The 16,479-nt window shown below is 66.3% G+C and carries 17 protein-coding genes; 5 read left to right on the forward strand and 12 right to left on the reverse strand.

Annotated elements, in window-relative coordinates:
- Nucleotides 1-67 precede the first annotated feature (67 nt).
- A complete protein-coding gene (locus CFP71_RS23995) occupies nucleotides 68-979 on the forward strand; it encodes a hypothetical protein (protein ID WP_093936194.1) in 912 nt (303 codons plus the stop codon).
- Nucleotides 980-984: 5 nt separating this feature from the next.
- Here the strand turns inward: CFP71_RS23995 and CFP71_RS24000 are convergent, their stop codons facing one another.
- The 6 genes from CFP71_RS24000 to CFP71_RS24025 form a co-directional block, all read right to left on the reverse strand.
- Complete coding sequence (locus tag CFP71_RS24000) at nucleotides 985-1,164, reverse strand: hypothetical protein (RefSeq protein ID WP_093936195.1); 180 nt, start codon at nucleotides 1,162-1,164, stop codon at nucleotides 985-987.
- A complete protein-coding gene (locus tag CFP71_RS24005; protein ID WP_093936196.1) occupies nucleotides 1,161-2,030 on the reverse strand; it encodes a class I SAM-dependent methyltransferase in 870 nt (289 codons plus the stop codon). The genes CFP71_RS24000 and CFP71_RS24005 overlap by 4 nt, the downstream gene beginning before the upstream one ends.
- Nucleotides 2,031-2,134: 104 nt before the next feature.
- Nucleotides 2,135-2,392 (reverse strand): hypothetical protein, encoded by a 258-nt coding sequence (locus CFP71_RS24010; protein WP_093936197.1) that lies wholly within the window; start codon nucleotides 2,390-2,392, stop codon nucleotides 2,135-2,137.
- On the reverse strand, nucleotides 2,389-2,772 hold the full coding sequence (locus CFP71_RS24015) for a WhiB family transcriptional regulator (RefSeq protein ID WP_093936198.1): 384 nt from the start codon (nucleotides 2,770-2,772) through the stop codon (nucleotides 2,389-2,391). Before CFP71_RS24015 ends, CFP71_RS24010 begins: the two co-directional genes overlap by 4 nt.
- 166 nt (nucleotides 2,773-2,938) lie before the next feature.
- The gene (locus CFP71_RS24020; protein ID WP_093936199.1) at nucleotides 2,939-3,205 is read right to left on the reverse strand and encodes a hypothetical protein; all 267 of its coding nucleotides are present in this window, start codon (nucleotides 3,203-3,205) and stop codon (nucleotides 2,939-2,941) included.
- A 218-nt stretch (nucleotides 3,206-3,423) separates the two neighbouring features.
- The gene (locus tag CFP71_RS24025) at nucleotides 3,424-5,511 is read right to left on the reverse strand and encodes an ATP-dependent DNA helicase UvrD2 (protein ID WP_093936200.1); all 2,088 of its coding nucleotides are present in this window, start codon (nucleotides 5,509-5,511) and stop codon (nucleotides 3,424-3,426) included.
- Between the two features lie 63 nt (nucleotides 5,512-5,574).
- Between CFP71_RS24025 and CFP71_RS24030 the strand changes: the two genes are divergently transcribed.
- Together CFP71_RS24030 and CFP71_RS24035 are read left to right on the forward strand one after the other, a co-directional pair.
- Complete coding sequence (locus CFP71_RS24030; protein ID WP_093936201.1) at nucleotides 5,575-6,303, forward strand: DUF4191 domain-containing protein; 729 nt, start codon at nucleotides 5,575-5,577, stop codon at nucleotides 6,301-6,303.
- A 338-nt stretch (nucleotides 6,304-6,641) separates the two neighbouring features.
- A complete protein-coding gene (locus CFP71_RS24035; protein WP_244199804.1) occupies nucleotides 6,642-7,361 on the forward strand; it encodes a hypothetical protein in 720 nt (239 codons plus the stop codon).
- A gap of 64 nt (nucleotides 7,362-7,425) precedes the next feature.
- On the opposite strand, the gene CFP71_RS24040 is transcribed toward CFP71_RS24035, so the two are convergent.
- Nucleotides 7,426-7,911: an RDD family protein gene (locus CFP71_RS24040; RefSeq protein WP_244199805.1), complete on the reverse strand. Its 486-nt coding sequence runs from the start codon at nucleotides 7,909-7,911 to the stop codon at nucleotides 7,426-7,428.
- Between the two features lie 172 nt (nucleotides 7,912-8,083).
- Here CFP71_RS24040 and glnA point away from each other — a divergent pair, with 172 nt between their 5' ends.
- The gene (gene glnA, locus CFP71_RS24045; RefSeq protein WP_093936204.1) at nucleotides 8,084-9,508 is read left to right on the forward strand and encodes a type I glutamate--ammonia ligase; all 1,425 of its coding nucleotides are present in this window, start codon (nucleotides 8,084-8,086) and stop codon (nucleotides 9,506-9,508) included.
- Nucleotides 9,509-9,597: 89 nt separating this feature from the next.
- Here glnA and CFP71_RS24050 read toward each other — a convergent pair whose 3' ends face one another.
- From CFP71_RS24050 to CFP71_RS24070, 5 genes are all read right to left on the reverse strand, one after another.
- Nucleotides 9,598-10,032 carry an acyl-CoA thioesterase gene (locus CFP71_RS24050; protein WP_020633826.1) on the reverse strand — a complete coding sequence of 145 codons (435 nt, stop codon included), beginning with the start codon at nucleotides 10,030-10,032 and terminating at the stop codon, nucleotides 9,598-9,600.
- A 128-nt stretch (nucleotides 10,033-10,160) separates the two neighbouring features.
- Complete coding sequence (locus tag CFP71_RS24055) at nucleotides 10,161-13,133, reverse strand: bifunctional [glutamine synthetase] adenylyltransferase/[glutamine synthetase]-adenylyl-L-tyrosine phosphorylase (protein WP_093936205.1); 2,973 nt, start codon at nucleotides 13,131-13,133, stop codon at nucleotides 10,161-10,163.
- 109 nt (nucleotides 13,134-13,242) lie between these two features.
- Nucleotides 13,243-14,361 carry an inorganic phosphate transporter gene (locus tag CFP71_RS24060; protein WP_093936206.1) on the reverse strand — a complete coding sequence of 373 codons (1,119 nt, stop codon included), beginning with the start codon at nucleotides 14,359-14,361 and terminating at the stop codon, nucleotides 13,243-13,245.
- A 105-nt stretch (nucleotides 14,362-14,466) separates the two neighbouring features.
- Nucleotides 14,467-15,222, reverse strand: a complete 756-nt coding sequence (locus CFP71_RS24065) for a type 1 glutamine amidotransferase (protein ID WP_093936211.1) — start codon at nucleotides 15,220-15,222, stop codon at nucleotides 14,467-14,469.
- An 88-nt stretch (nucleotides 15,223-15,310) separates the two neighbouring features.
- Nucleotides 15,311-15,763: a rhodanese-like domain-containing protein gene (locus CFP71_RS24070; protein ID WP_167406252.1), complete on the reverse strand. Its 453-nt coding sequence runs from the start codon at nucleotides 15,761-15,763 to the stop codon at nucleotides 15,311-15,313.
- Between the two features lie 107 nt (nucleotides 15,764-15,870).
- Between CFP71_RS24070 and CFP71_RS24075 the strand changes: the two genes are divergently transcribed.
- Complete coding sequence (locus CFP71_RS24075) at nucleotides 15,871-16,317, forward strand: Lrp/AsnC family transcriptional regulator (protein WP_093936207.1); 447 nt, start codon at nucleotides 15,871-15,873, stop codon at nucleotides 16,315-16,317.
- Nucleotides 16,318-16,479: the final 162 nt, after the last annotated feature.

The raw sequence follows: 16,479 nt of genomic DNA on the forward strand, positions 1-16,479 counted from the left end.
AGCGGTTCCACCCGGTCGGCCCAACGGCCATCCTCGATTCATGACCACTACACGAAGCGCCCGACTGATGGCGCTCAGTAACACCAGCGAATCCGGGATCGTCACCAGCCGCGAGCTGCGCAAGGCGGGCGTCACCGCCCGTTACGCCGCGAAGCTCTGTGGCCCGGGCGGTCCTTGGCGAAGGCTGATGCCGGGTGTGATCCTGCTGCGCGACTCCGCGCCCACCCGGCTTCAGCTGTTGCAGGCCGCCGTCGCACGATTCGGGCCCGACGTGGTGGTGACGGGCGCAGACGCGCTTCGCGCACGAGGCGTCGACTGCGCGGTGACACGGGAGGTCCATCTCCTCGTCCCCGATTATCGGCGCGTCCCGGCGGAGCCCGGCATGCTGCCGCGAAGAACCACGCGGATGCCACCGCCGACCTTGATCGACGGCGTCCCGTTCGCGCCTCCGGCCAGGGCGGCGCTCGATCTCGCCAGGTTGGAGCTCGATCCCGCGCGGATCGACGAGCTGATCTCACTACCGCTGTACTGGGGGCTGTGCACGCTCGACGAGCTCAAGGAAGAGCTCGACTCCGGTAACCGGCGAGGCTCAGCCGCGGTCCGCGCGGCTCTGCGGCGCGTCGATCCCGAAGAGACCTACGCGCATGGGCTGGCGAAGAAGGCTCTCAGCGGCTGCCCGCTGCCCGCGCCGTCATGGAACACGACGATCTGCGACCGGCGGGGACGTCCCATCGGCTCTGCCGACGCCTGGTGGGACGACATCGGCCTGGCCTGGCAGTTCCGTGCGCCGAAACGAGGCGCCGCGGATTTCCACCCACTGGCGCTGACCGCGACCGGCACGGTGCTGGTCCGCTGCACCATCGACCAGTTGAAGAAGGTTCCGCAGGAAGTCGCGGCCGAACTCGTCAGGGCTTTCGCCGAAGCGGCGCGTACACCGCGGCCGAAAGTCCGCACCATCGGCCGGATCGACGCCGCCTGACGAGCTCACCAGTACTCGTCGGGCAGCTTTCCCTCGATGTCGCGGGTGTGGCGGCGAGCGCAGGCAGGACACATCCAGCGCACGGCGTTCTTCTCACGGGTGGACACCCAGGCGAGCGTCTGCGCGGGCTCTTCGTCCGCGCCGCGGATCCGGCCGCACAACGAGCAGCCGACCCGGTCGCTCACGATCGCCGTCCACAATGGATCGTCTTGGCCCCTTGCAAGAACAGATCCTGGCGTGCTCCGAGGAAGTCCGGGCTCGCCGAATCCAGCAAGGCGGCCGCGGTCTCGTGGTCGTCGCTGTTCAGGAGTTCGCCCGCCACCTCGGTCAGCCAGGTCACCCGCTCGATGACGAACTCGCGCAGCAGGTCCGGTCCGGGCGCCGGGTGGTGGATGAGGACGCCGAAGGAATCGACGTCGATCAGCCCTGCTCGCTGGAGCGCGATGTTCCAGCCATAGGGCATCGAGACGGAGCCGGGGATGCCCGCCCGCATCTCGGCGAACCACTCGCCTCGCGCGGCGAGCAGGCGCTCCTCCAGCCCTGGTCGCCCGATGCCGAGGTCCCAGGGGAGACAGTTGAAGTCCAGGCCGCCCTCGGAGATGGCGACCAGCCCGCCGGGGCGGGCGAGCCGGGCGAGAGTGTCGACTGCCGACTGTTGATCGGGCAGATGATGGACCACGCGCGAAGCCCAGACCAGATCAGCAGGAGGCAGCTTGGCAGACAACCCGTCGTCGGCCACGTCGGCGTGGATCGTCTCGACGGTGACGTTGTCCCCCGCGGCCGCGGCAACCACCCGGTGCGCTTCGGCCAGCAGGGGCTCGGTCGCGTCGACCAGCACGATCTTGGCGCCGGCGGAGGTGAGCTCCTCGGCGACCAGCACGCTCATCCCGCCCGCACCGCAGCCGACGTCGAGGATGGTCGGCCTGTCCGGCATGCCTTCCAGCAGTCGGCGAGCGGCCATCCGCATCGGCCCGGCGTCGAGTGCTTCGGCCATGCGAAGCGATCGAAGCCTGTCAGCCCAGTCGATGTCGTCATGCGTGTGTACGGCCATTCCCCCAGTGAACACCAAGCCGAGCCGCGCCACGCCCCAAAAAGGGAGCGGGGGACCTTTGCTGCCGCACGGCGATAGCAAAGGTCCCCCGCTCCCCCGAGTGGTCAGGCCTGAAGGCGCTCGGCTCGCCGGGTCGCCCAGCGGGCGACCTTGGTCCACCTGCGTGCGGCGCGTGGGCCGCTTCGAGCCCGCTGTGCGCGGACTCCCTCCTCGAGGTCTCGTATTCGGGCCCTGGACAGTTCTTCATAAAGCAACATTTCGCTGGTCTCCTCGACCTTGATCTCGTTCGATTTGGTCGGCGCGAGAGTCCGGTAACCCGTCCGCGCCTCGTAATCCCTGGTGGTGATGAGTTCGACGGTCATGCCGCGGCGCTCCGCTCGACCTTGCGCGCGACGGGACGCGCCTCGGCGACGGGCTCGACGACCGGGTTCTTCCGGGGGCGGCCACGGGGCCGCTTCCGCGCGACGACAACGCCACGCTCGAAGATTTCGCCACCCCAGACGCCCCACGGCTCACGCCGCGAAAGGGCACCCGCGAGGCAGGCGGAACGGACCGGGCAGTCCGCGCAGAACGCCTTCGCACGCTCGAGCTCTGCCGGTGACTCGGCGAACCAAAGGTCCGCGTCGCCCGAACGGCAGGGAAGCATCGACTCAGGCGAGTCGATGGCGTCGAGCAGGTCGACGACGCCGGCGTCGGCGAAGGGCAGGGCCTCCCCCGGCGCGAAAGCTATGGCCGATGACATAAGTGCACTCCTCTGTCCCGTGACGGATTTCGTACTGACGGTGGAACTGGACAACGCTGACCCCAATTAGGTTGTGCAGCCAACTTGTTTGTGCAGCAAAAAACACGAAGGCCGCGGATCCGGTAACCGGTTCCGCGGCCTTCGTGAGCCTCTAGTCCTGACTAGGTCAGGAACTTCGCTCCCGTATGGACAACGGAACACGGAACTGCTTGATGACCGGCAGATCGACGCCGCCCTTCACGTACGCCCCACCCAAGGCGGCAGCGTGCGTGAAGGTCTCGTCGGCGGCGATCCAGCTCAGGTCGAACCGCTGGGTGCCGCGGGCGGCGAGGATGCTCACGGGCATGAAGGTGCCCTGGCGCTGAGCCTGCGGGACTTCCGCGACGCAGGACAGACGGGTGCCAGGGTTCGTGAGCATCATTTTGTTCGTCATTTCACCGGCACCGCCTTTCTCTGTCGCGCGCGAACCGCCCTGCGGCCTACGCTGTGTTGTGTAGATGTTCTTCCCCAGTCCGGGCGCTCCCGCCCGGGTACTTGCAGGTTATTGCTCCTGGGCTCACCGGGGCAACTTATTTTCCAGAAAATCCGTCGAAGTTGCGAAGATCGGCTCTGAGCAGCGGGTTCGCCGCGTGGATCAAGCCCGGAACGCGGTCAAGACTCCACCGAGGCCCGCACGACATCGAGAACCTCCGCCCCGAAGCGTTCGAGCTTCGTCGCGCCGATCCCGGAGATGGCGCATAACGCAGTGTCATCGGTCGGCCGCTGCTCGGCGATGGCGACCAGGGTCGCGTCCGTGAAGACGACGAAGGCCGGCACCTTGAGCTCGCGTGAACGTTCCCCACGCCAGGACTTCAACTTTTCGAGCAGCTGCTCATCCACATTGGACGGGCAACGGGAGCAGCGTCCCAGCTTGATGTCCAGGGTCTCCAGCAGCGGCCCGCCGCACACCCGGCACCGTGCCTTGTTGCCCGACTGCTTCGGCTGCTGCGCTCGAGCGACCCTCGCCGCCGGGTGGTCTTCGGGGATCAGGCCGTAGAGGAACCGGCTGCGTCGCCGATTGCGGCGATTCCCCGACGTCCTGGCCAAGGCCCACGACAGCGAGAGATGCTCTCGTGCTCGCGTGACGCCGACATAGAAGAGGCGGCGCTCTTCTTCGATGGCGGCGTCGTCACCGTCGGCGTGGAGGATCGGCATGGTCCCCTCGGCGAGCCCGACGAGGAACACCGCGTCCCATTCGAGCCCCTTCGCCGCGTGCAGCGAGGCCAGAGTGATGCCCTCGACCGTCGGCGGGTGCTGCGCGTTCGCCCGCTGTTCGAGCTCCGCCACGAATCGGGGCAGGTCCGCGTCTTCGACGGTGGATGCCAGCTCCTCGGCCAGTTCGACGATCGAAAGAAGCGCGTCCCATCGCTCCTTCGCCGCACCGCCGGCCGGCGGCTGGTCGGTGAGGCCCACCTTCGCGAGCACGGAGCGAACCCGGGTCACCAGCTCGCCGGTGTCGGCGTCGGTCGACGCCATCCGCAACGCGGACATCGCCTGCCGGACCTCGGTCCTGGCGAAGAACCGCTCGCCGCCGCGGACAAGGTACGGGATGCCCACCTCCGCCAGTGCCTGCTCATAGGCTTCCGACTGGGCGTTGACGCGATAGAGCACCGCGATCTCGCTGGCCGCCACCCCGCCGTCGAGCAGGTCACGGATCCTGCGCGCGACTGCGGCGGCCTCCGCGGTCTCGTCGTCGTATTCGGCGAAGCGCGGGACTGGCCCCGACGGACGCTGGCCGACGAGCTTCAACCTCGCCCCGGCTGGGCGGCCACGTGCGGCACCGATCACCTGATTGGCGAGTGCCACGACCTCCGGGGTCGAGCGGTAGTCCCGCTCGAGCCTCACGACCGTCGCCTCGGGGAACCTCCGAGTGAACTCCAGCAGCGGTCGGGGAGAGGCGCCGCCGAACGAATAGATGGTCTGGTTGGCATCGCCGACGACGGTCAAGTCGTCGCGGCCGCCCAGCCACGCGTCGAGCAGCCGTTGCTGCAACGGCGTGACGTCCTGATACTCGTCGACGACGAAGCAGCGATAGCGCTCGCGGAACTCCTGGGCCACCACCGTGTGCTCCTCGAGGACGGCGGTGGTGTGCAGGAGCAGGTCGTCGAAATCGAGGACCTGCGCGGCGGTCTTCACCTTCTCGTAGTTGCGGTAGACCTCCGCGACCTGCGACGCGGGCGCTGGCGTGTCCCGCTGCGTGCGCGCGGCGACGGCCGGGTAGTCGTCCGGCGATACCAAAGAGGCCTTGCTCCACTCGATCTCACTGGCGAGGTCGCGCAGGAGCTCCGTCTCCGTGCCGAGCCCGGCTTTGTTGGCGGCTTGGCTGACGTAACGGAACTTGTTCTCGAGCAGCTCCCAGGGCCGGTCCCCGACGACCTGGGGCCAGAAGTACCGAAGCTGGCGGCGGGCGGCGGCGTGGAAGGTGAGTGCCTGGGCGGCGTCGACACCAAGGCCTCGAAGGCGCGCGCGCATCTCACCTGCCGCACGGGTCGTGAAGGTGACCGCGAGGACCTGACCAGCGGCGACGTGCCCGGAACGGACCAGATGAGCGATGCGATGTGTGATCGTCCGCGTCTTACCGGTCCCCGCTCCAGCAAGGACGCAGACCGGCCCCCTCGGCGCGCAGCAGGCGGCGCGTTGCTCGGGATCGAGCCCATCGAGCAGGCCTGGACGACTCTTCGGGGACGATGCGCTAACCACGCCCCGATCCTCGCAGAGGGCCCGACGGGATCGACGCAGGGCACGCGGCCGTATCCTGGTCACATGGCGGGAAAGCAGGACAAGGAAGCAGCGAAGCTGGCCAAGAAGGAGAAGCGTGCCGCGAGCAAGGCTCGCCGCGGGCAGATCTTCGAAGCCTTCAAGATGCAGCGCAAGGAAGACAAGGCGCTCATCCCCTGGATGGTCGGATCGCTCCTGGTCATCACCGGTGTCGTGTTCGGCATCGGGTTCATCTTCGACGTCCACTGGGTCGTGCTGCCGCTGGGCGTTCTGCTCGGCGCGCTCGCCGCTGTGATCATCTTCGGCAGGCGGGTCCAGAAGACCGTGTATTCGAAGGCCGACGGGCAGCCGGGCGCTGCGGCCTGGGCGCTCGAGAACATGCGGGGCCGTTGGAAGGTGACGCCGACCGTGGCGGCCACGACCCAGCTCGACGCTGTGCACCGAGTGCTCGGCGGCCCGGGTGTCGTGCTCGTCGCCGAAGGTGCCCCGCACCGTGTGAAGTCCCTGCTCGTGCAGGAGAAGAAGCGGGTGTCCCGCCTGATCGGTGAGACCCCGATCTACAACGTGATCATCGGCAACGAAGACCAGCAGGTTCCGCTGAAGAAGCTTCAGGGCTACCTCATGAAGCTTCCGCGCAACCTCAAGCCCGCGCAGGTCGACGCATTGGAAGCGAAGCTCGCCGCCCTCGGCAACCGCGGCGCGGCGATGCCCAAGGGCCCGATGCCTGCCGGCGCGAAGATGCGCAACGTCCAGCGCACCATCCGTCGCCGCTGACCAAACCAGCATCAGGGGTCCTTTGCTGCCGCTACGCGGTAGTAAAGGACCCCTGATGCGTTTCCGGGCAAAGAACTGTCGGTGGGTGGTCGCATGATCACTGGGTGGACACAACCTCAACCGCCTTGCAGAAGGCGCTGGCAGCGATGTTCCCAGACGGCGTGGCCGCTCGGGCGAAACTTGTCGCCCTCGGACACTCCCATTCCTGGATCTCTCGCCGTTGCCGCGAAGGCGGTCCGTGGCGACGTCCCATCCCCGGCGTCATCCTCCTGACCAACGGCACGCCGACCAGACGTCAACTCCTGAAGGTCGCACTGACTCACGCAGGCCCTGCGGCGATGCTCACCGGAGTCCAGGCAGCAAGGCTGTACGGAGTCCGAAGACTTCCGCCGGAGAGACGGGCCCACACCCTGATCCCTCACCGGAGCAAGGTCGCCACCTGGGGATTCGCCATCGTCGAACGAACGATCCACCTGCCGGAACCAGTCGAGATCGACGGGCTGCCGGTAGCTCCACTCGCACGGGCTTTGATCGACGCGGCCCGGCGCATGGACGAACTCCAAGCCGTGCGCGAGATGATCCACGACGCTGTCCATCGCGGGCTTTGCACTCCGGAGGAACTTCGAGAGGAGCTGGCGCAGGCCAGCACGATCGGCTCGGCACTCCCCCGGATCGTCATCGGCGCGCTCCAAGATGGCGTCGACTCCGCTGTCGAGCAGTGGCTGGAGACCGTACTAGAGCGCAGCGGTTTGCCAACGCCGATACGGAAGGTCGAACTACGGACTTCGGACGGAGAGATCGTCGGTGTCGCCGACGCTTGGTGGCCGAAGGCCGGCGTCGCGATTCAAATCCGCTACGACGAAGTCGCTCTCGAACGGGACAAGGCGCCCGAAATACCCTCGCTGGTCGCCGAGGGCCTCATCGCCGTCCAGGTAAGTCCTGCGCGCCTACGCGACGAGCCGCTGATGGTGATCCAGGAACTACGAGCGGCTCACCGTCGCGCTCGGCAACGACCGCCTCCGAAGCTCGGCAGTACTCCTGCGGCACCGGCCGCCTGACCACCGCCGGTGCCGTGGCCGCTTCCTTCGGCGGGAGCAAAGGTCCCCTGCTCCCCTCCCAAGGTCATCGCATGCGGATCACAACGGTCCCGGTCAGCCGGTCCAGCCAGCTGCGGCCGTCGATGTTGCGGATCGCGGCCGGGATGATCAGGAAGGTCAGTGCCGCCCGTACCACCGCCCGCCACACTCCGACCATTTGCGCGCCGTCGAGCCTGGCGACACGGGCTCCGACCACCGCCATACCGGGAGTGAAGCCGAAGAAGGCGGCGGGAATGACGGTGATCGCCGCCCAGACACCCACCGACCAGAGGTTGAACGTCTGCATGACGGCGGGATCCTGAAGGCTCGGCGTCACGAAAAGAGTGGTGACGAGCGAGGCCAGGACCAGGTCGATGACCAGTCCGAGGAGACGTGCCCCGCCGCCCGTCACCGAGCCGACACCCGATTGGGGCAAGCCGAGTCGCTCACCGCGCCACCGCTGCGTACCCTCGCCACCGGCCGTCGTTCCATCCCCGGCTCCGGGTAGCCATTCTCCGGTCCATCTCGCCACCCATCCAGGGTATGCCGGTGGCGCGGGACACATTCGCCCTGGTCGACTACCCGATATCGCCGCCCCGTTAACACCGGCGAAACATACGGGTGACGGTCGGGCAACACCGCGCTCTTAGCGTGAGCCGAAGAGAGTACTGCCGCCGGCAACGAACGAGAAGGAGTCACCGAGGGTGCCCACTACTCCAGACGACATTCAGCGCCTTATCGCCGACGAGAACGTAGAGGTCGTCGACGTCAGGTTCTGCGACCTGCCCGGCGTTATGCAGCACTTCACCGTTCCGGCGAAGGCGTTCAACGAAGAGGCCTACGAAGAAGGCCTGGCCTTCGACGGCTCCTCGGTGCGTGGTTTCCAGTCGATCCACGAATCCGACATGCTGCTCCTCCCGGACCCCGAGACTGCGCGTATCGACCCGTTCCGCAAGGCGAAGACGCTGTCGCTGAACTTCTTCGTGCACGACCCGTTCACCCGCGAGGCGTACAGCCGCGACCCGCGTAACATCGCGCGCAAGGCCGAGCAGTACATCGCGGAGTACGGCGTCGCCGACAACGTGTTCTTCGGCCCGGAGGCCGAGTTCTACATCTTCGACTCGATCCGGTTCGACTCCGCCGAGCACGCCTCGTTCCACGAGATCGACTCCGTCGAGGGCTGGTGGAACACCGGTGCCGACGTGCCGGGCGGCAACCAGGGTTACAAGACGAAGTTCAAGGGTGGTTACTTCCCCGTCCCGCCGGTCGACCACTTCGCCGACCTGCGCGACGAGATCGTCCAGAAGCTGCAGGGCTCTGGCTTCGAGATCGAGCGTGCGCACCACGAGGTGGGCACCGCCGGTCAGACCGAGATCAACTACAAGTACAACACGCTGCTGCATGCTGCGGACGACCTGCAGCTGTTCAAGTACATCGTGAAGAACACCGTGTTCGCCGCCGGCAAGACCGCGACCTTCATGCCGAAGCCGCTCGCCGGTGACAACGGCTCGGGCATGCACTGCCACCAGTCGCTGTGGAAGGACGGCACGCCGCTGTTCCACGACGAGTCGGGCTACGCGGGTCTGTCCGACACCGCACGCCACTACATCGGTGGTCTGCTCAAGCACGCGCCGAGCCTGCTGGCCTTCACCAACCCGACCGTCAACTCGTACCACCGGCTCGTGCCGGGCTTCGAGGCGCCGGTCAGCCTGGTTTACTCGCAGCGGAACCGGTCGGCTTGTGTCCGTATCCCGATCACGGGCAACAACCCGAAGGCCAAGCGTGCCGAGTTCCGGTGCCCGGACTCGTCCGGCAACCCGTACCTGGCCTTCTCGGCGATGATGATGGCCGGCCTCGACGGCATCAAGAACAAGATCGAGCCGCCGGAGCCCATCGACAAGGACCTCTACGAGCTCCCGCCGGAGGAGGCCCAGAACGTCAAGCTCGTTCCTGGCGACCTCGGTGCGGTTCTCGACACGCTGGAGGCCGACCACGACTACCTGCTCGAGGGTGGCGTGTTCACCCCCGACGTGATCGACACGTGGATCTCCTACAAGCGTGAGAACGAGATCGACCCGCTGCGGCTGCGCCCGCACCCGTACGAGTTCTCGCTGTACTACGACGTGTGATCGTGCGGTAGGAACACCAAGAGCACGCCGGTGGTGAGGTGCGGAATCGCCCTCACCACCGGCGTTTCTTATTGGTCTGGCAGGGGCGCCTACTCCGAAGTGGAGAGAACCTTCAAGTCGACGCCTGCTCGCTCGATGCGGCCGCGGGGGTCATCCACCAGCTTGCGTCGCTCGAGATCCATCAGCCCCAGGGTGCAGGTGATCTCCGCGGAGAGAGTGCCGTCGACCTTGTAGATGTTCGAGTCCATGTGGAAGGTCTTGCCGGTGCCGAACTTGGCGTCACAGGTCACGTCCACGACGTCACCGGCCCGGAGTTCGCGCCGGAACACGATGTGGGACTCAAGCAGCACGAAGGCGAGATTCGCGTCTCGCATGCCCGAGTTGAGGCCACCGGCGAGTTCCATCAGCTCAAGTCTGGAGACCTCGCCGTAGGAGTGGTAAACGGCGTGGTTGAGATGGCCGAGAGTGTCCAGCTCGTAGTGCCGCACCTTGATCCGGGTGCGAAAAGGTTCGCGCACAGTCACCGGTCCACTGTAAGCGTCGCTCCCTATCCACGACGCCGAGTGTGAGCAAGGGACCTTTGCTATCGCCTCGTCCATGCACGGCTGGCGATAGCAAAGGTCCCTTGCTCACTTCTTGCAGGTCGGAGAGGTCAGCCCTGGTAGAAGAGGGTCTCCACAACCGCGTGGGCACGTCGCGTCGTCCGCCGATAGGCGTCGAGAAACTCGCCTGGATCGTCATCGGCCGAGTAGCCGAGCACCCGCGCGACCGCGGCGAGGTCTCGCCCGGAGCTCGGGATCTCGTCGACTGCCTTGCCTCGGACCAGCATCCCGGCATTCCGGACACGCGTCGCCAGTAACCATGCTTCGGTCAGGGATTCGATCTCGGCGGGTTCGGCGAGACCCGCTTCCGCTGCGGCTTTCAGCGCCTCGATCGTTGAAGTGGTCCGAAGCCCCTCAACTTCATGGCCATGACGCAGCTGCATGAGCTGCACAGTCCACTCCACGTCGGCGAGCCCTCCTCGCCCGAGCTTCGTGTGTCGTGTCGGGTCGGCGCCCTTCGGCATCCGTTCCGTCTCCACGCGCGCCTTGATCCGCCTGATCTCTCGCACCCGAACCGCGTCAAGACCTGCCTGCGGGTAGCGGATGGGGTCGATCATCGCGATGAACCGCGCGCCGAGGTCGTCGTCACCGGCGATGAACCGCGCCCGGAGCAGCGCCTGCGATTCCCAAACCTCTGCCCATCGACCGTAGTAGCTGCGGTAGGACTCGAGGGTCCGTACCAAGGGACCACTCCGCCCTTCTGGACGGAGGTCGGCGTCGACGACCAACGCCGGATCGGGGCTGGGCGCCCCGAGAATCTTACGAACAGTCTCAGCGACAGAGGAAGCGAACTTCGCCGCTTCGGAGTCCGACACTCCTTCGGTCGGCTCGCATACGAAGAGGACGTCCGCATCGGACCCGTAGCCGAGTTCGGCCCCACCCAGACGTCCCATGCCGATGACGGCGATCTTCGCGGGCGTTTTACCGAGCTCTGCCTGACGCTGGCGAAAGGCAGCGGCCAAGGCACCTTGCAGCACGGCGACCCACACACTCGACAACGCGGCGCAGACCGCGGGGACTTCAAGCAACCCCAGCAGGTCCGCTGATGCAATTCGCAGCATCTCGTGTCGTCGGAGCGATCTCGCGGCCGCGACCGCGGCGTTCAAACCCGGCTGACGTCGCACTGCGGCTCGCAGCGAAGTGGCCACTTCAGCCGGCGTGCGACCGGCCAAACGCGTGGGATCGCCCAGCAGCTGCAGCACTTCGGGCGCTCTCGCCAGCAGATCGGGCACCAGTCGTGACGTGCCCAGCAAGAAGGCGAGCCGCTCGACGACGGCACCCTCGTCCCGAAGGACCCTGAGGTACCAAGGCGTTGCTTCGAGTGCCTCCGAGACCTTTCGATAGGACAGAAGGCCACGGTCAGGGTCCGGGGTGTCAGCGAGAAGGTCCAGCAGGACCGGCAGCAGGGCCTGTTGGATGGCCGCACGGCGTGACATTCCCGCGGTCAGTGCCTTGATGTGCTGAAGGGCTCCATCCGGTGCGGCGTAGCCGAGTGCGGCGAGACGGCTCTCTGCCTGCTTCGTCGTCAGCCGTAGTGCTTCGGTCGGCACGTTCGCGACCGATTGCAGCAAGGGTCGGTAGAAGAGTTTTTCGTGAAGACGTCGGATGCTCTGCAGGTGGCGGCGGAACTCCGCCAGCAGCACGTCCCCCTCGCTTCGGCCCCGGGCGGGCCGCACTCCGCTCGCCCTCGCGATCGTTCGCAGCTCGTCGGCATCCGAAGCGGCAGGAAACAGGTGTGTACGCCGCAGTCGGCGGAGCTGGAGCCGGTGCTCGATCGTCCGGAGGAACTCGTACGAAGATCCGAGCTCCGCAGCATCCTTCCGGCCGACGTACCCGCCTTCCCCCAGCGCGGCGAGTGCGTCCATCGTGGACGGAGAACGCAGGTCCGCGTCGATCCGACCGTGGACCAGCTGTAGCAACTGTACGGCGAACTCGACGTCGCGAAGGCCACCGCGCCCCAGCTTCAGCTCACGTTCGGCGTGTGCCGAGGGCACATGGCCTTCGACACGGCGCCGCATCTTCTGGACCTCGGGGACGAAATTCTCCCGATCGGCCGCCGCCCACACCTTGGGTGCGACCATCTCCGCGTACTGACGTCCGAGGTCGGCGTCGCCTGCGACCGGCCGTGCCTTGAGCAGCGCCTGGAACTCCCAGGTCTTGGCCCACTTCTGGTAGTAGACGGCATGTCCGTCGAGGGTTCGGACCAAGGCGCCCGCCTTACCTTCCGGACGCAACGCCGCGTCGACCTCGAAGCATGCCTTGCCGACCACGCGCATCATCGTGCTGGCGAGTCGCGTCGAGATCGAAAGATCCCCATCGCCGACGAAGATGACATCGACGTCGCTCACGTAGTTCAGCTCTCGGCCACCGCATTTACCCATCGCGATCACGGCCAACCGACCTTCGACGCCGGCGCTCACCTCAGCCTCCGCGACCTGAAGCCCCACCGTCAGCGCGGCTTCGGCGAGCCTGGTGAGCTGAGCTCCGATCTCGGCATAAGGAGGCTGGTAGAGACCTGATTCGACCAGGTGGCCGAGGTCGGCAGCCGCGATCCCGAGGAGGAGCTCGCGGTACCCGGCGCGAAGAGCCTGCTCTGCCTCGAGCCCCGTGACCAGTTCGCCTTCCGACCGTAAATGGTCGAGGAGACGGCTCACGTACTGATCCGGCTCGGTGCTCTTGTCGGCTTGGAGGGTCCGCCAGCAGTCGGTGTTCGCGACCAGGAAGTCCGCGAGCGCACTCGACGTGCCCAAGACACCGAGCATCCGGCCGCGGAAGGTTCGGTTGGTGCGAAGCGCCTGGTCGAGCTCATTCCAGGCAGCCGGGTCGGCTTCCCTGATCCGGTCGAGCCCGCTCAAGGCGAGATCAGGATCCGCCGCTCGGGAAAGTGCTGACAAGACGTCGGCGGCGGAGCCGTCCGCGCCGGATTCGGTCCACCAACCGGCAGCACGCAGCTGCCCGTCGGCACGGGGGTCGGTGAAGCCGTATCTCGCCACGGAAGCGGTCGGCCTGGCGCGCTCAACCATCGGCTTCCACCGTAGTCGCCCTTGCGCCCGTCACCAGGCGGACGCGCAAAGGAGCAAGGGACCTTCGGTGTCGTCTCACGCCCGGCGGTACCAAAGGTCCCTTGCTTCGCTAGGCGGCGATCCTGCCGACTTCCTGTTCAGGAACGGTCGAAGTAGGGCTGGCGAAGCTACCGGCGTTGACTGGGCTCCGGCGCGAAAGCAGGTAGATGCCGACGCCGATGACCAGGCCGATTACGCCGACGGCGATGGTGCCCACCGTGCCTGTCGAGGTCACAAGGCCGGCCGCGGCGCCGACGATGGCCGCAGCCGGAAGCGTGAACAGCCAAGCGATCACCATGCGGCCGGCAGTGCGCCAGCGGACCGGGGACTCGTTCCGGCCCACGCCGGAGCCGACGATGCCTCCGGAGCAGACGTGGGTCGTCGAGAGAGGAAAACCGAAGTTCGTCGAGGCGAGGATGACCGCCGCCGAACTGGTCTGTGCTGCGAAACCTTGCGGACCATCGATGTCCGTCAGGCCCTTACCGAGCGTGTAGGTGATTCGCCAGCCACCCAGATACGTGCCGAGCGCCAGCGCCAACGCCGCGCTGACGATTACCCAGAGCGGTGGCCCCGCCCCCGCTGGGAGGGTTCCGGCGGTGATCATCGTCAGCGTGATGACACCCATGGTCTTCTGCGCGTCGTTCGTGCCGTGGGCAAGCGATACCAGTGAAGCCGAAATGATCTGTCCAACTCGGAAGCCGGCGGTGCGGCCTCGACGGACAAAGATCCGATAGACGAAGTACGTCACGATCATCGCGGCGAGGCCTGCCAGGACAGGCGACAGCGCCGCCGGAACCAGGACCTTCTCGACGATCTTTCCGAAATGGACGGAGTCCGTTCCGGCCGACACCCAGGTGGCACCGATCAGGCCACCGAACAACGCGTGAGACGAGCTGGACGGTAGGCCGACGAACCAGGTGACCAGGTTCCACACGATCGCCCCGACCAGGCCACCGAACACGATCGCCGGCCCGATCTTGGTGTCATCGACCAGTCCATTCGAGATGGTCTTGGCCACTTCGACCGAGAGGAAGGCTCCGACCAGGTTCAGGACCGCGGAGATCGTCACCGCGACCTTGGGTCGCAACGCCCCGGTGGCGATCGACGTCGCCATCGAGTTGGCCGTGTCATGGAAACCGTTTGTGAAATCGAAAATTAGGGCCGTGACGACGACGAGCACGACCAACACTGAGGGCTCCACCCCGACCTCCGAACCCTTCGAAACTCCCTTCGCAAGGTACCTGACAGCCAGGACCGAGTGTTAACAACCCATACACATTTGAGACATAAGTCGTTAAGCCATCGGCAAAGTACGTTGACGGTCCGCAGCCGGAGCGAGGTCACCGGACACCAGTCGGACGAAGCGGTGCGCGAACGGTCGCCAGGTTTCGGTGATATCGGCGTGCACTCGGGCGAGGTTTTCCTGGGTCAGTACGTCCGGCCGGGTGAGTTCCGCCATTTCCGGCGACTGCCGCGCCCAGTCGAGGACCACGTCCGGCGTCGTCTCGATATGGAACTGGACACCGTAGGCACAACGGTCGAATCGGAAAGCTTGGTAGGCATACCGCGGCGAGGAAGCGAGAAGCTCGGCACCCGCGGGCAGCCGGGTGATCGCGTCGTTGTGGAACTGCAGGACGTCCTGCATGAGGGGCAGGTCCGCGAAGAGTGGATCGGTCCAGGCAGCGTCCTTCTTGGACACAAGCCCAGGGCCGACCTCGGGTCCCTGTTCGCCGGTGGCGACGCTACCGCCCAGCGCCACCGCCAGGAGCTGGCCGCCAAGGCAGATCGCGAGCGTCGGGATGCGCGCGCCCGCGGCTTTCGAAAGAAGCTTCCGCACGTCCGCGAGCCACGGGTGGGCGGCGTCGTCGTTCGCACCCATCCCGCCACCGAGGCATACGACGCCCGAGTACCCATCAAGATCGGCAGGAAGGTCCTGTTCAGGCGGCAACCTGATATCGAGCTCGGCTCCCGCCTCGGTGAGCCAGTCGCCGAGGGGACCGATCGGATCTGATTCATCTGGCTGGATGACGAGCAACTTGGGAGCGGTCACCACCCCAGCCTACGACCGCCAAGAGAGCAGGGGACCTTTGCTATCGCTCGGGGCGGCGATAGCAAAGGTCCCTTGCTTCGCGCGCTCGTCAGCAGGCGCAGCGTGGGGAAGGGGTGGGGCTGGGTGCGGAAGTGAGGAGGTTCCGGTCAACGGGGTAGCCGGCCGCTTGCCAAGCGGTGATGCCACCGGACAGGCGTTTGACCTTGAAGCCGAGTTCCGCGAGCTTCAGGGCGCCCTTGGTCGCCGCGTTGCAGTGGATGCTCTCGCAGTAGCAGACGTAGACGAGATCCCGGTCGAGTCGGCTGACCGATTCGGGAGTCATGTCCCGGTACGGAAGATTGATAGCGCCAGGGATGCGAGCGGTCGCGAAGACTTCGGGAGCCCGGGTCTCGACGATCACGTACCCCCGTTGAGCACCGGAGTCGAGGTCCCGGACAAGGTCATCAGGATCCACGTCCAGGGCGAGCTCTGCACGCAGGAGCGCGGCCGCGGTCGTGCTGTCCAAGGCGGGGAAGGTCAGTACGCGGGGTTCTGTCGTCATGGCTCAATCCTGCTGACCGGTGATCACCCGCAACATCGGAGATTCCAGGTCTCTCCGACGGCTAACCTGGAGTTTCCTGGCAGGGATGACGATCGACCTGGAGTTCCGTGAACCTCGATGATCTCGACTGGCAGCTGCTCGAACTCCTCCAGTCCGACGGTCGACTGACCTTCTCCGAACTCGGCCGTCGGGTATCGCTGTCGGCGCCGGCGGTGACCGAGCGGGTTCGGCGGCTCGAGGAGAAAGGGATCATCACCGGATACTCGGCCAGTGTCGACCTGAACAAGCTCGGGCTCCCGATCGAGGCGATGGTCCGGGCAAAGGTGCGAAGCCTCGACACGCCTCGCTTCCGCGAAACCATCCTCGCGTTGCCCCAGGTGCTCGACGCCGATCACGTCACGGGCGACGAGTGCTGGCTGGTGAGGGTCGCTTGTCGGAACACCGCGGAGTTGGAAGGGCTCGTAGAGCGGATGCAGCGTTATGGAGAGACGACGACTTCGCTGGTCTTCTCGTCACCAGTTCGCCGGCGCGCGGTCGCGCGGCGGAACCGCTAAGCGACACCGCGGAGAGAGCAAGGGACCTTTGCTACCGCCTGGGGCGGGGCCGGCCGTGGGTGCGAGTAGGTGGCTACTTGCACCGGGGTCTGGGTACGAAGAAAAGACCCAGGTCGGGAGAACTCGTAGTTCTCGACTGACCTGGGCCTTTTCTTTTTTTAA

Source organism: Amycolatopsis thailandensis, assembly GCF_002234405.1.
Taxonomy (GTDB): Bacteria; Actinomycetota; Actinomycetes; order Mycobacteriales; family Pseudonocardiaceae; genus Amycolatopsis; species Amycolatopsis thailandensis.

What these genes read in the sequence shown, in the direction of transcription:
- CFP71_RS23995 (WP_093936194.1), top strand. Translation starts at nt 68, where the DNA reads ATGGCGCTCAGTAACACCAGCGAATCCGGGATCGTCACCAGCCGCGAG.
- CFP71_RS24005 (WP_093936196.1), bottom strand. Translation starts at nt 2,030, where the DNA reads ATGGCCGTACACACGCATGACGACATCGACTGGGCTGACAGGCTTCGA.
- CFP71_RS24010 (WP_093936197.1), bottom strand. Translation starts at nt 2,392, where the DNA reads ATGACCGTCGAACTCATCACCACCAGGGATTACGAGGCGCGGACGGGT.
- CFP71_RS24015 (WP_093936198.1), bottom strand. Translation starts at nt 2,772, where the DNA reads ATGTCATCGGCCATAGCTTTCGCGCCGGGGGAGGCCCTGCCCTTCGCC.
- CFP71_RS24020 (WP_093936199.1), bottom strand. Translation starts at nt 3,205, where the DNA reads ATGACGAACAAAATGATGCTCACGAACCCTGGCACCCGTCTGTCCTGC.
- CFP71_RS24030 (WP_093936201.1), top strand. Translation starts at nt 5,575, where the DNA reads ATGGCGGGAAAGCAGGACAAGGAAGCAGCGAAGCTGGCCAAGAAGGAG.
- CFP71_RS24035 (WP_244199804.1), top strand. Translation starts at nt 6,642, where the DNA reads ATGCTCACCGGAGTCCAGGCAGCAAGGCTGTACGGAGTCCGAAGACTT.
- CFP71_RS24055 (WP_093936205.1), bottom strand. Translation starts at nt 13,133, where the DNA reads ATGGTTGAGCGCGCCAGGCCGACCGCTTCCGTGGCGAGATACGGCTTC.
- CFP71_RS24070 (WP_167406252.1), bottom strand. Translation starts at nt 15,763, where the DNA reads ATGACGACAGAACCCCGCGTACTGACCTTCCCCGCCTTGGACAGCACG.